This window comes from Mycobacterium sp. Marseille-P9652 (assembly GCF_902652685.1).
Classification (GTDB): domain Bacteria; phylum Actinomycetota; class Actinomycetes; order Mycobacteriales; family Mycobacteriaceae; genus Mycobacterium.
Window position 1 is genome coordinate 21,834 of sequence record NZ_CACRUY010000051.1, and the last position, 13,468, is coordinate 35,301.

Annotated in this window: 9 protein-coding genes; 5 read left to right on the forward strand and 4 right to left on the reverse strand. The window is 70.3% G+C overall.

Features of this window, described 5'->3' with window-relative positions:
* Positions 1–2: 2 nt before the first annotated feature.
* Complete coding sequence (locus GPY60_RS21375; protein ID WP_156689701.1) at positions 3–1,082, reverse strand: LacI family DNA-binding transcriptional regulator; 1,080 nt, start codon at positions 1,080–1,082, stop codon at positions 3–5.
* Between the two features lie 130 nt (positions 1,083–1,212).
* Here GPY60_RS21375 and GPY60_RS21380 point away from each other — a divergent pair, with 130 nt between their 5' ends.
* The 3 genes from GPY60_RS21380 to GPY60_RS21390 are packed head-to-tail and all read left to right on the forward strand — an operon-like array spanning position 1,213 to position 4,146.
* On the forward strand, positions 1,213–1,971 hold the full coding sequence (locus GPY60_RS21380) for a LamB/YcsF family protein (protein WP_156689702.1): 759 nt from the start codon (positions 1,213–1,215) through the stop codon (positions 1,969–1,971).
* Positions 1,971–2,891, forward strand: coding sequence for an MBL fold metallo-hydrolase (locus tag GPY60_RS21385; protein ID WP_156689703.1), 921 nt, complete (start codon positions 1,971–1,973; stop codon positions 2,889–2,891). The genes GPY60_RS21380 and GPY60_RS21385 overlap by 1 nt, the downstream gene beginning before the upstream one ends.
* A 13-nt stretch (positions 2,892–2,904) precedes the next feature.
* Complete coding sequence (locus GPY60_RS21390; protein WP_156689704.1) at positions 2,905–4,146, forward strand: SLC13 family permease; 1,242 nt, start codon at positions 2,905–2,907, stop codon at positions 4,144–4,146.
* A gap of 58 nt (positions 4,147–4,204) precedes the next feature.
* Here GPY60_RS21390 and GPY60_RS21395 read toward each other — a convergent pair whose 3' ends face one another.
* Positions 4,205–6,823 (reverse strand): helix-turn-helix transcriptional regulator, encoded by a 2,619-nt coding sequence (locus GPY60_RS21395; protein ID WP_231639765.1) that lies wholly within the window; start codon positions 6,821–6,823, stop codon positions 4,205–4,207.
* A 145-nt stretch (positions 6,824–6,968) separates the two neighbouring features.
* Between GPY60_RS21395 and GPY60_RS21400 the strand changes: the two genes are divergently transcribed.
* Together GPY60_RS21400 and GPY60_RS21405 are read left to right on the forward strand one after the other, a co-directional pair.
* Positions 6,969–8,411, forward strand: a complete 1,443-nt coding sequence (locus GPY60_RS21400) for an FAD-dependent oxidoreductase (protein WP_231639766.1) — start codon at positions 6,969–6,971, stop codon at positions 8,409–8,411.
* 18 nt (positions 8,412–8,429) lie between these two features.
* Positions 8,430–11,597 (forward strand): AAA family ATPase, encoded by a 3,168-nt coding sequence (locus tag GPY60_RS21405; protein WP_156689706.1) that lies wholly within the window; start codon positions 8,430–8,432, stop codon positions 11,595–11,597.
* On the opposite strand, the gene GPY60_RS21410 is transcribed toward GPY60_RS21405, so the two are convergent.
* Both GPY60_RS21410 and rlmB read right to left on the reverse strand, forming a co-directional pair.
* On the reverse strand, positions 11,594–12,538 hold the full coding sequence (locus tag GPY60_RS21410) for a glycerophosphodiester phosphodiesterase (RefSeq protein ID WP_156689708.1): 945 nt from the start codon (positions 12,536–12,538) through the stop codon (positions 11,594–11,596). The genes GPY60_RS21405 and GPY60_RS21410 overlap by 4 nt on opposite strands.
* 122 nt (positions 12,539–12,660) lie before the next feature.
* On the reverse strand, positions 12,661–13,468 hold an 808-nt coding region (gene rlmB, locus GPY60_RS21415; protein ID WP_156689707.1), incomplete at its 5' end, for a 23S rRNA (guanosine(2251)-2'-O)-methyltransferase RlmB.

Below are 13,468 nucleotides of genomic sequence, written 5' to 3' on the forward strand. Positions count from 1 at the left end.
GGTCAGGCGGGCGGTCCCGCCGTGCGTCCCCGAATCAGCTCCGTGTCGAGCAGTTCGGTGACCGGGAGGTTCAACCGCGGTGGCTCCAGCAGGAGTTCACCGGCCCGACGCCCCTTGCGCAGGCTCGGCTGGGCCATGGTGGTGAGCCCGCGGCCGATGGCATCGGGCACGCCGTCGAATCCGGTGACCGTCATCTGCCCCGGCACGTAAATGCCATGTGCGCGAAGGTAATCCATTGCCGAGAGGGCGAGCATGTCCGCCGTGCACATCAGCGCGGTGATCCGCGGATTGGCTTCCAGCGCGGCCTTGGCCGCCGCGCCACCGGACTCCGGCAGGTGCTCGTAACTCTCGACGACGGTCAGCGAGTCGGGGTCCACGCCGGCCGCGGTCATCGCCTCCCACACGCCGACGATGCGTTCGCGTTGCACGTCGAACGCCGGCGACCGCAGCCGGTCGGCGTCGACCAGCCCCTGCCGGCGGTCGCGCCCCAGCCGCATCGTCAGCAAACCGATCTCCCGGTGTCCCAGGCCCAGCACGTACTCGGCGATCTCGCGCATCGCGGCGCGGTCGTCGATGCCGACGCGGGACACCCCGGCCAGGCCCTTGGGCTGGTCCACCACCACCACCGGCAGGCGCCGCTGCAGCACCACCTGCAGGTAGGGGTCGTCGTCGCAGACCGAATACACCACGAACCCGTCCACGCCGGCGGCCAGCACGGCGGCCGTCCCGTCCTCGAGGCTCCGGCTTCCGCCGACTGCCACCAGCAGCAGCCCCTGCCCCAGGCCCTCGCACGACTGCGCCACCCCGGCCACGAAGTCCCGCGCCGCCGGATCGCTGAAGAAGTAGGTCAGCGGCTCGGCCATCACCAGGCCGACGGCGCCCGCCTTGCGGGTGCGCAGCGAGCGGGCCACCGGGTCCGGACCGGCGTAACCGAGGCGCTTGGCCGTCGCGAGCACCCGCTCGCGCAGGTCGGCGGAGAGCTGATCCGGCCGGTTGAAGGCGTTCGAGATCGTCGTGCGCGAAACCTTCAACTCGGCCGCCAGCGACGCCAGAGTCGCACGCCGGCGCGGGGTGGGACTCACGACGGGGACGCTACCGCGCTGCCCCGCCGCCCGCGCTCGCCGGGCGTTTCGTTCGTCATCCACCGCGTCCGTCCGGTCGCCGGGTGCCGCCGGGAGGCCGCCCGGTTACGCGGCCCCATAAGGTGGGGCCGTGGCCGCTATCGACCTCAACGCCGACTTGGGCGAGGGCTTCGGAGTCTGGCGCCTAGGCGACGACGACGCCATGCTCGCCATCGTCACCAGCGCCAACGTGGCGTGCGGCTTTCACGCGGGCGACCCGGCGGGCCTGCTGCGGGTGTGCCGGTCGGCCGCCGGGCGCAGCGTGCGCATCGGGGCGCAGGTGAGCTACCGAGACCTGGCGGGCTTCGGCAGGCGGTTCATCGACGTCTCGGCAGAGGACCTCTGCGCCGATGTGGTGTATCAGATCGGGGCGTTGCAGGCCCTCGCGCGGTCCGCGGGGTCCTCGGTGTCGTACGTGAAGCCCCATGGCGCTCTCTACAATACGATCGTCACCCACAGCGCGCAGGCGGGCGCGGTCGCCGAGGCGGTCCGCATGGCGGACCCGGCGCTGCCGGTGCTGGGCATGGCGGGTTCGGCGTTCTTCGACGAGGCGTCCCGCCGCGGCCTACGGACGGTGGCCGAGGCGTTCGCCGACCGCGCCTACCGGCCCGACGGCCAGCTGGTCTCTCGCCGCGAACCGGGCGCGGTGCTGCACGACGCGACCGCGATCGCCGAACGAGTGGTGACCATGGTGCGCACCGGGCGGGTCACGGCCGTCGACGGCAGCGAGATTCCCGTCGGCGTGGAATCCGTTTGCGTTCATGGTGATTCGCCGGGAGCCGTCGACATCGCCGCCGCGGTGCGCGGTCGCCTCGAGGCCGCCGGCATCGAGATCCGGGCGTTCTGCTGATGCGACTGAAGCTCGGCCGCCCCGACATCACCCGCTACTCGGACCGGTTCGACGCGCCCGCCGCGCGACCGGACGCGCCGCTGTCCGTGACGTGGATGGGCGTCGCGACGCTGCTGATCGACGACGGGACGTCGGCGCTGATGACGGACGGCTACTTTTCCCGCCCCGGGCTGGCGCAGGTCGCGGCCGGCAAGGTGGCGCCGTCACCGGCGCGCGTCGACGGCTGCCTGTCCCGGGCGAAGGTGTCCCGCCTGGCGGCGGTCGTCCCGGTGCACACGCACATCGACCATGTCATGGACTCAGCCCTGGTCGCCGAGCGCACCGGCGCGCAACTGGTCGGTGGACGGTCCGCGGCGAACGTCGGGCGGGGGCACGGCCTGCCGGAGGACCGGCTCGTCGTCGCGGTGAGTGGCGAGCCGATCACGTTGGGCGCCTTCGAGGTAACCCTGGTGGAGTCGCACCACTGCCCGCCCGACCGGTTCCCCGGCGTGATCGACGAACCGCTGATCCCGCCCGTGCGCGCGTCGGCCTACCGCTGCGGGGAGGCGTGGTCGGCGCTGGTGCACCACCTGCCGTCGGGCCGCCGGCTGCTGATCCAGGGCAGCGCGGGCTTCGTGCGGGGCGCGCTGGCCGGCCGGCGGGCCGACGCCGCATACCTCAGCGTGGGACAGCTCGGCCTGCGGCCGCGTTCGTACGTGGTCGACTACTGGAACGAGACCGTGCGCGCGGTGGGCGCGCGCCGGGTGCTGCTCATCCACTGGGACGACTTCTTCCGTCCGCTCTCGAAACCGCTGCGCGCGTTGCCGTATGCCGGCGACGACCTCGACGCGTCCGTTCGCATCCTTGACGAGCTGGCCGCGCGGGACGGTGTGGCCCTGCACCTACCGACGGTGTGGCGGCGCGAGGACCCCTGGGCGTAGGGCGGCGGAAAACTTGATACTGACCGTGGGGCTGGTGCTGCTGGCTGCCGTGCTCGTGTTCGCGGTCGTCCGTCCGCGGGGCTGGCCCGAGGCGGTGGCCGCGGTGCCGGCGGCCGCCATTCTCGTTGGGGTTGGCGCGATCTCGGTGCGCCAGGCCGCCCATGAGATCGCCGGTCTGTCGGGCGTCGTCGCGTTCCTGGGCGCCGTGCTGGTGCTCGCCAAGCTGTGCGACGACGAGGGGTTGTTCGAGGCAGCGGGGGCGGCGATCGCGCGGGGCCGAGTGGGGTCGGGCGGCCTGCTGCTGCGGGTATTCGTCATCGCGTCGTTGATCACCGCCGTGCTGAGCCTGGACGCCGCCGTCGTGTTGCTGACCCCGGTGGTGCTGTCCGCCGTCCGCCGGCTGCGGACCTCGGTGCGGCCCTATGCCTACGCGACCGCGCACCTGGCCAACGGCGCCTCGCTGCTGCTGCCGGTGTCGAATCTGACCAACTTGCTGGCGTTCCACACCGCCGGCGTCTCGTTCGCCAGGTTCACCCTCCTGATGGCGCTGCCGTGGGTGGGTGCGGTGGCCACCTTGTACGTGATCTTCCGCCGGTTCTTCGCCACCGACCTGCGCAAGCAGCCGGAACCCCCCGAGGACGGGCAGGCGCCGCGGCCACCGGTGTTCGTGCTGGTGGTCGTCGGGCTGACGCTGGCCGGGTTCGCGGTGGGCCAGTCCGTCGGCGTCGATCCCGCCTGGGTCGCGCTCGCCGGTGCCTCGGTGCTGGCGGTGCGGAGCCTGAGCCGCGGTCACACCTCGGTGCTCGACATCGCGCGCTCGGTGCATGTCTCGTTCCTGGTGTTCGTGCTCGCGCTGGGCGTCGTGGTACAGGCCGTCATGATCAACGGAGTGGACAAGGCGATGTCCGAGGTGCTGCCGACGGGGTCCGGCCTGCCCGCCCTGCTCGCCATCGCCGCCCTGGCCGCCGCGCTCGCCAACGTGGTCAACAACCTGCCCGCGACCCTGGTGTTGCTGCCGCTGGTGGCGCCCAGCGGGCCGGCCGCCGTCCTGGCGGTGCTGATCGGGGTGAACATCGGGCCGAACCTGACCTACGTCGGGTCGCTGTCGAACCTGTTGTGGCGCCGCGTGTTGCGCCAGCACGACGTCGACGCGGGCGTCGGCGAATACACCCGCCTCGGCCTGCTCACCGTCCCGACCTCGTTGGTGGTGGCGGTGGTGGCGCTGTGGGCGTCGGTGCGACTGCTGGGCGTGTAGCCCAATGGTCGCGATCCGCGTCGCCCAGCTTCGCTGCGCTCGCGATCGCTCCTAGCCCCTAGCGGCACTCACCCGGCCCGGATCTCACGATCGACGCCAGTTCCTCGCGTGACTGCGCCCCCACCCGCTGGCACGCCCGGTACACATGGCCCTCCACGGTGCGCACGGACATCACCAGCCTCTCGGCTATTTCGCGGTTGGACAGGCCGGCCACCACGAGTTCGACGACATCGCGTTGACGGCCGGACAGCTTGATACCGGCCGGGGTGCGCAGCGCCGGAGTGCACAGGCCGCCGCACTGGTCGGCCAATTCCTTCGCCAGCGCCGCGGCATACAGCCCGCGCCGATGCTGCTGAGCGGCGTCGAACGCGACGGACGCCTGCGCGGCCGCGTCGGCCGCCGCGACCCGATCCCCCATGTCCCGGTACTGCGCCGAGGCGGCCAGCAGACCCGCGCCGTCAGTGGAAGACAGCGAAACCGTATGCGCGGCAACGGCCTCAGCCAGCGGCAGCGACAACTCCTCGGCCAGCTGGCGGGCCCGCCCCGCCTGCGAGGCGTCACCCCACTGGGCCGCGGCCTGGATGCAAGCGAGCTCGTGGGTGGGCTGGTCCCTGTCCCGGGCGAGCCCGGCGGCCCGCTGCGCCGTCGCCACCGCCTCCCCCAGCCGGCCGCTTGCCGCCATCGCCCAGCCCTCGGCCAGCGACAGGGCGGTATCCATGAACAGGAAGTCGGGTGGCACACTCGAACGCGCCTGGGCCACAGCGTCGTTGGCCTCGACGGCCTGCCCGAGCTTGGCGTGGGCCTCGGCCAGCGCGAAGTAGCTCGCCGGACGCAACCCCGTTGTGATCGCGTGCATGTGCACCCCGGCGTGCGCCTCATGCACCAGCCGGGCGGCCTCGCCGACTGCGCCGCGGGCCAGTTCGGCGTTGCCCAGCAGGAGGGCGAGATTCGCATACGCCAGGCCGGGAAGGTCGCGCGCCGAGTCTGCCACTTGTCGTGCGGTGGTGACGAATTCGTCGATGCGACCGGTCAGCCGGCACGCGCGTCCGTACACGGCCCCGAACCAGAACCGCATGTGGGACGCCTCAAACGACGTGGTGGCGCGTCGCAGCGCCTGCCCGGCCACGTCCGCCAGCTCGTCGACCTGCCCCAACGCCCCCATGGCCATGATCCAGGCGAGCGAGGCCATCATGACGTGAAAGTCGGGCAGAGCCTTGAAATTCAAGGCGTTTCGGGCGTTCTCGGCGGCGAGCCGGCAGCGCGCCGAGACGGCGTCCAGGCAGGCCTGAACCGCGAGGCGCTCCGCCACCTGAGCCGGGCTTTCGGCCCCGGAAGCGAGACCTTCGAGTAGTGCCGCCGCCTCCCGGGGCTTGCCAAGCATCCAGGCCAAGTTGGCCGCCCGCACCGTCGCCCAGTGATGCCGGTCGGGCGGGGCGGCGTCGACGATGTTGCGCAGCGCCGCCTCGGCCTGTTCGCCGCGTCCGAGCAACACGAGGTTCATGGCCCGCACCCCGGCGGCTCCGGGCGCCCCCGCGTCAGCCGCCGCCGTGGCCAGCCGGTCGGCCAGATCCAGGTCGAGCAGCGCCATCGCGTGCCGCGCCGCCTCCAGGTACAGCGCGGGCTCGGGGCCGAGGTCGGAGTCGAGGCGCAGCAACGCCCGGCGGACCGTGGCCTGCAGGTCGACGTCAGCGGTCTGCGCCAACCGCGTCGCCAGCCTGCCCCGGATCGCCGAGAGGTTGATCTCGCCCGCGGCGGCGCGGCGAAGCTCCCCGAACAGCGGGTGCGCCAGCCTGGCCAGTAGCCCGCCCCCGACCCGTTCCACGCTCACCAGGCCCAATTTCTCCGCGTCGGCCAGGTCGCGGCGGCGCACCAGATCGCAGAGCACGTCGACGTCCAGCGGCTCACACTGCGAGAGCGTGTCGACGACCAGCGTCACGCCCGGGCTGAGCCGACCCATTTGGCGTGCGAGCGTGTCGGAAAGGCTCGCCGAGACGGCGACGTCCCCCTCCCACATCCACACCCCGGCCACTTCCCGCATCCGCCCCGCCGCTACCTGATCGCTCAGCAGTTGTTGCAGGAACAGGGTGTTGCCGCCGGTCAGCTTTCGGAAGCGGGCGGCGCTGCGCGAATCCACCGGACCGCCCAGCGCGCTCTCGATCACCTCGCGCGTTCCGGTCGCCGAAAGCGGTTCCAGGTCAAGGCGAACCAGCAACCCGTCCTTCCATAAGCTCGTGATGGCGTCGGGTTCGGCACCGCCGGTGCGCAGCGTGACCACCATCCGGACCCCGCCCGACTGGGCCAGCTGATGAACGACGAAGGCCGACAACCCGTCCAGGAGATGCGCGTCGTCCACCCCTACCACCACGCGACCCTGACGCTGTTTGGCGACGAACGAATTGATCACGCGCCGAACATTGGTCAGGGGATCCGACATCTCGCCGAGCAGGCCGATGAATGCCCCCAACGGCAGAGCACTCGCCGACTCGGTGCCGACGATCCACTTCGTCCGCTCACCTGACGCCTCCGCGCGCCGCAAGGCTTGACGGGCGAGCCAGGTCTTGCCCACACCGGGGGCTCCCGCAATCACCACACCCGAGTGGTTCCCGGCACCGCTCAGGGCGCGGCGAATGATCCCCAATTCGCTGTCGCGCCCGGTCAGCGGCTCGGCGCCGATCACTCGGCGACTATAACTTTGCGGCGGCGCCGTGCGGCACATTTGCCGGCGTTTTCGTCATTGCGTAGTCCACTACGCTACCGACTCCCGTTGCCGGCCGTGAGGATCGCTTTCGTCGGAGAAGCGCGCTTGACGAAGGCGGTGGGCGATGACACTCGGGACCAAGGTCGGTGACCACGCGGTGGTGTTGGGGGCGAGCATGGCCGGCCTGCTGGCCGCGCGGTCGCTCGCCGACGCGTTCGAGAGGGTCACGGTGGTGGAACGCGACCCGCTGCCGGACGGCTACGGCGATCGCCGCGGTGTGCCGCAGGGCCGGCACCTGCACGCACTGTTGCCCCGGGGCGCCCAGGTGGTCGAAGGATTCTTCCCCGGCGTCCTCGAAGATCTGGTCCGCGACGGCGCGCAGTACTTCGACGGGAGCGACCTGTCACGGCTGCACTACAACGTTGGCGGGCACCTGCTGGCGCGCACGGGCAGCGCCCCCTCGTTCTCGGCCTACTGCGCGACACGGCCGTTCCTGGAGGGCCATGTCCGCAGGCGGGTGCGCGGCATCGCCAATGTCACCATGCTGGACGAGCACGACGTCGTGGCGCTGACGTCGACCCCCGACAACCGGCGCGTCACGGGCGCGCGGGTGCTGAGCCGCCGCACCGGCGAGTGCACCACGCTCGGCGCCGATTTGGTCGTCGACGCCACCGGCCGTGCCGCACGGACCCCGGCATGGCTGGAGGGCCTGGGGTACGGGCGGCCGCAGGAGGACCGCGTCGTCGTGCACCTGACCTACGCGAGCCAGCGGCTGCGCATGACGACGGACCCGCCGCACGAGTTGGGTTTCCTCGTCGGCGTGGTGCCGGGAAGGCCCCGCGGGGCCGGCCTGCTGCACTGCGAGAACGACACGTGGCTGTTCACGGCGATCGGCATCGCCGGCCACGAGGCCGCCGGCGACCTCGCCGCCATGTGCGAGTTCGTGGAGGACTGCGCACCCGCCGAACTGCTCGACGCGGTACGCCGGGCCGAACCCGTCGGCGAGCCGGTCCGGCACAAGATGCCGTGCAGCCGATGGCGCCGTTACGACAAGCTGCGCCGCTTCCCGGTCGGCCTGCTGGTCACCGGTGATGCGATCTGTAGCTTCGACCCGATCTACGGCCAGGGCATGACGGTGGCCGCGCTCGAGGCCCTGGTGCTACGCGACTGCCTGTCCTGCGGCACCGACGATTTGGCTCGGCGGTTCTTCCGCGCCGCCGCCGCACCGATCCGACAGGCGTGGCAGCTGGGCGCCAACCCCGACCTCGCCCTGCCCGAGATCGAGGGCACGCCGTCGCTGACCTCGCGACTGCTTAACGGGTACGTCGAACGCGTTCTGGCCGCGGCGGAATCCGACACGGTGGTCGTCGATCAGTTCACCAGGGTGACGGCGCTGCTCGACCCCGCGTCCCGGTTGATACACCCAGCGATGATCTGGCGAGTTGCCCGCGCCAACCTCCGTAAGCGTCGAGAGGGGCGGATGGGCGTGACCTCGGATCCGACCGTCGTGCCGACGGCCCGGTCGGCCGACCCGCTGGACGCCGATAGCGCCGTGTTGAACTCGTAAGCACCCTATTGTTAGCCCATGACGGCCGCGTTGGCCTGCACGAAGTGCGCCGCAGAGCTGCGGCCCACCGCAAAGTTCTGCGACGAGTGCGGCACGCCTACCGAGGTGCCCGGCGCGCCGGCCGAATACAAGCAAGTCACCGTCCTGTTCGCCGACGTGGTGCACTCGATGGACATCGCCTCCGCGGTGGGTGCCGAGCGGTTGCGCGAGATCATGGGCGAGCTGGTGAAGCGTGCGGCGTCCGTGGTGCGGCGCTACAGCGGGACGGTGGACAAGTTCACCGGTGACGGCATCATGGCGGTGTTCGGCGCGCCGGTTGCGCTGGAGGACCACGCCGTGCGGGCGTGTCTCGCGGCGCTGGGCATCCAGGAGCAGGTCACCCGTCTGGCCACAGAGGTCGAGCACCGCGACGGTGTCGAGCTGCGGCTGCGGGTAGGACTCAACTCGGGACAGGTGATCGCCGGTGAAATCGGCTCCGCGGCAATGGGTTACACCGCCATCGGCGAGCAGGTGGGCATGGCGCAGCGGATGGAGTCGGTCGCACCACCGGGCGGGGTGATGCTCAGCGACTCCACCGCACGGCTGGTCGAGGGCACCGCGATGCTGGGCGAGCGGCAACTGGTGCGAATCAAAGGCGCCGATAACCCAGTGCCGGCGCGGCGGCTGCTGAGCCTGGCCGCCGGACGAACAGGTGTCTCGCACTCGACGTTGGTCGGTCGAGACTGGGAATTGGCGACGCTTGCCGCGATGCTGGACCGCTCGACGGGTGGACGCGGCTCGGTGGTGGCGGTGGTCGGCCCTCCCGGCATCGGCAAGACCCGGCTGACGGATGAAGCGGTGAGAATCGCGGGAAGCCGCGGGGTCGAGGTGTATTCCGCCTTCTGTGAATCGCACGCCACCGACGTCCCGTTCCATGCGGTGGCGCGGCTGCTGCGGGTGACCGGTCGACTCGGCGGTCTCGACGATCACACGGCGCGAGCACATTTGCGGGCACAATTTCCCGACGCAGATCCGCAGGACCTGCTGCTACTTGATGACCTGTTGGGCATCGCCGACGCCAATGTGGAGTTGCCCAAAATCGACCCCGACGCTCGGCGCCGCCGGCTGACCGCGCTGCTCAACTCGGTTCAGCTGGCCCGCACCGAGCCAGCGTTATTCGTGGTCGAGGACGCCCACTGGATCGACGAGGTCAGCGAATCTATGATCGCGGACTTCCTCGCGGTCATCCCGCGGACCCCCTCGTTGGTGCTGATCACCTTTCGCCCCGAGTACCACGGGGCGCTGGGGCGCGTCGCCGGGGCACAGACGATCGCCCTGGCGCCGCTAAGTGACGGTGAAACCTCAACGCTGGTCGCCGAGCTGCTGGGGTCCGACCCGTCCGTTGGCCCGATCGGCGAGATGATCGCCGGCCGCGCGGCCGGAAATCCGTTCTTCGCCGAGGAGATCACGCGCGACCTCGCCGAACGCGGCGTGCTCATCGGCGAGCTCGGGAACTACGCCTGCCGCACCAACGCGGCCGAGGTCAACGTGCCCGCCACGCTGCACGCAACGATCGCCGCGCGCATTGACCGGCTCAGCGCGCCGGCCAAACACACGCTCGCGGCCGCGGCCGTCATCGGCTCCCGCTTCGGTCCCGATCTGCTTTCCGCCCTCGAAGTCGACCCCGCCATCGACGAACTCATCGCGGGCGACCTCGTCGACCAGGTTCGGTTCAAGCCAATCGCCGAATACGCCTTCCGCCACCCGCTAATCCGCACGGTCGCCTACGAATCGCAACTGAAGGCAGATCGCGCGCGCCTGCATCGTCGGCTGGCCGCCGCGATCGAGGCCCGCGCGCCGGAGGCGACGGATCAGAACGCAGCATTGATCGCCGAACACCTCGAGGCCGCCGGAGATCTCGCCCCCGCCTACAGCTGGCACATGCGCGCGGCGACCTGGGCGACCAACCGCGACATCACCGCGGCGCGACTGAGCTGGGAGCGCGCCACGCGGATCGCCGACGCCCTGCCAGCCGATGATCCCGAGCGGCCGACCATGCGCATCGCGCCGCGTACTCTGCTGTGCGGGACGGCATTTCGAGTAAGTGAAAAAAATGCAGGCGCCCAGTTCGAAGAACTGCGGGAATTATGCGCGGCAGTTGGGGACAAGGAATCACTGGCCATCGGCATGGCTGGTCTTGTAGCGGATCACACATTTCGAGGCCGCATGCGTGAGGCGTCGCTGCTGGCATCCGAGGTCTGGGCCCTTGCTGAGTCGATCGGTGATCCGACCCTGACGGTGGGGCTGTCTTTCCCGGTGGTGTTCGCCAAGATGGAAAGCGGTGAGTGGTCTTCCGCGATGCGGTGGTCCGAGCGGACTATCACCCTGGCAGACGGGGAACCGTCAAAAGGAAATATTATTTTCGGGTCCCCGTTGGCCGCCGCTCTGGCGACGCGTGCCCTGGCCGGAACTTTCTTGGGGGGTAGCGGATGGCGCGACGACCAGCGGTGCGCACTGACCATGGCCCGCAGTGCCGACCCGACGGCCTACGCCACTGCGATCGGCTGGGTGTATAACCCGTCGATAGCGCTCGGCGTCCTGAGACCCGACGACCATGCGATCGACGAGACGGAAGAAGCCATCAGGATCGCGCAGCGATCCGGCGACGATTTCGGGTTGGCTCTCGCAGGGTTGACGCTCGGCGATGCCTTGGTGCACCGCACGTCGTTTGCGGATCGCATCCGTGGCGAGAAGGTGCTGACCGAGATAAGCGACCTGCTGCGGCGGCAGGGCCAAAACCTCGGCGAGTTGCCGATCATCAACGTGTACCTGGCGCGCGAGCGAGTTAGGTGCGGAGATCACGATGAGGCGTTACCGCTTATGCGGGCCGCCGTCGATGAGCTGGTTCGTGCCGGACAACTGCTTGGGTGGGGCATCCCTGCGACGGGCGTTCTGGTCGAGTCGCTGCTCGACCGAGGGGGCGCTGATGATGTGGTAGAGGCCGACGCCGCCATCGAGAGGTTAGCCGCCGCCCCGTTCGAAGGGGTATTGGTGATGCGAAACATCTGGCTGCTTCGACTGCGCGCCTTGCTGGCCCGGTCGCGCGGCGATGATATTGCCTATGCCGAGTTCCGGGATCGCTACCGCGACCTAGCGAAATCGCTTGGTTTCGAGGGCCATATCGCCTGGGCCGACGCCATGCCCTAACGGTGGTTGGCGGGCGGCAGCGGCAGCCCGAGTTCACCCATCACCCGGCGCAGCAGTGTCGGATAGTCCGTGATTATTCCGTCGACGCCGTAGCCGATCTGCTCGCGCATGTCCCCCGCGTCGTCGACGGTCCACGGAATCACCTTGAGTCCCAACCAATGTGCGCGATCCACATAGGATTTGCCGTCGACGAGGGTGTACCTGGGTGAGACGATATCGGCGCCAATGATCTTGGCTCCGACCATGGGATCGCCGATGATCGCCGCGTTCTCGCCAGCCAGCCAGGGCGAGCCGGCCGCCCATGTCTGCTCGTTGTACAACGCCACCAACGGAATCGACGGCTCGGCGCGGCGCACCATCGGCAGGGTTCGCCAGTCGAAGCTCTGGATCTCGACGCGGTCCGCCTTGGCCGCCGCCCTGACCGCGGCGAGGATCATGTCGACGAACTCCTGCGGCCCGGCGGAGTCGCCCGGGTGATCGGCCTCCACCTTGGTCTCGATGTTATAGCGGACGTCCGCGTGATAGGAGTCCGCGAGCGCGAACACCTCCGGCAGCGCCGCTATCCTATTGCCGCGCACCACTTCCGCGTCGGGAAACTCGGCGAGCCGCTTCCCGCAGTCGAGGGTGCGGATCTGCACCTGAGTCAGCTCGTGAACGAGCTTGCCGACGTAGGGAAACTGCGGGTCGCCCGGAAACGCGGGTGCGGTATCGCTGCACTTCTCGGCCTGGATCCTCGGGTCGTGCCACACCAGCGGCTGGCCGTCCTTGGTGATGACGATGTCGAGTTCCAAAGTGCTGACGCCCAATTCGAGCGACTTGGCGAACGCACGCAGGGACTCCTCGGTCGTCTCGCCGCGCCCGCCGCGATGAGCCTGCAGGTCGAACTCCGGCGCCTGCGCGGAGGCCACCGGGGCGACCCCCACCGCGAGCCACGCGGCCAGCAACTGCGAGCAGACGCAAAAGCGCCAATTTCCCCGGCGTGTCGCGCGCTTTTGCGTCTGCTCGCGAGAGGATGGTGCGCCCAGCCCGCGAGAGAATGGCGCCCACAGCCCGGCCAGGGGAGTCAGCCCCTGCGCTGGCGGGCTATGTCGGCGAGCACCACCCCGGCGGCGACCGAGGCGTTCAGCGATTCCGTCCGCCCCGCCATCGGGATGGACACCACCTCGTCGCAGGTTTCCCGCACCAGCCGGGACAGCCCCTTGCCCTCGGAACCGACGACCACCACCATCGGGTCGGTGCCGTCGAGATCGTCGAGGTCGGTGTCGCCACCGGCGTCCAGGCCGACCACCCGCAACCCGCGGCTGGCCCAATCCTTCAGCGTCCTGGTGAGATTGGTGGCCCGCGCCACCGGGATGCGGGCCGCGGCGCCGGCGCTGGTGCGCCACGCCACGGCGGTCACCGACGCCGACCGGCGCTGCGGGATCACCACGCCGTGCCCGCCGAACGCCGCCACCGAACGCACTATCGCGCCGAGGTTGCGCGGGTCGGAGATGTTGTCCAGCGCGACCAGCAGGGGCGGCGGCGCAGCGAGCGCGGTCGCCAGCATGTCGTCGGGGTGGGCGTACTGATACGGCGGCACCTGCAAGGCGATGCCCTGGTGCAGGTGGTTGGCGGTCATCCGATCCAGGTCGGCCCGCGGCACCTCGAGGATCGCGATGCCCGAATCGGCAGCGCGGGCAACGGATTCCGTCACCCGCTCGTCGGCCTCGGTGCCCAGCGCCACGTACAGCGCCGTCGCGGGGACGCCGGCGCGCAGGCATTCCAGCACGGGGTTGCGGCCCAGCACCGTCTCCGCCTCGTCGGTCCGCGTCCGCGGCGGCCGATTCGATTGCGGCTGAGCACGTTTGGCGGCCGGGTGGTTGGGGCGAAGG

Bases quoted from the DNA above. Each gene is read 5' to 3' on its own strand.
- GPY60_RS21405 (WP_156689706.1), top strand. From the start codon at position 8,430: ATGACGGCCGCGTTGGCCTGCACGAAGTGCGCCGCAGAGCTGCGGCCC.
- GPY60_RS21400 (WP_231639766.1), top strand. From the start codon at position 6,969: ATGACACTCGGGACCAAGGTCGGTGACCACGCGGTGGTGTTGGGGGCG.
- GPY60_RS21385 (WP_156689703.1), top strand. From the start codon at position 1,971: ATGCGACTGAAGCTCGGCCGCCCCGACATCACCCGCTACTCGGACCGG.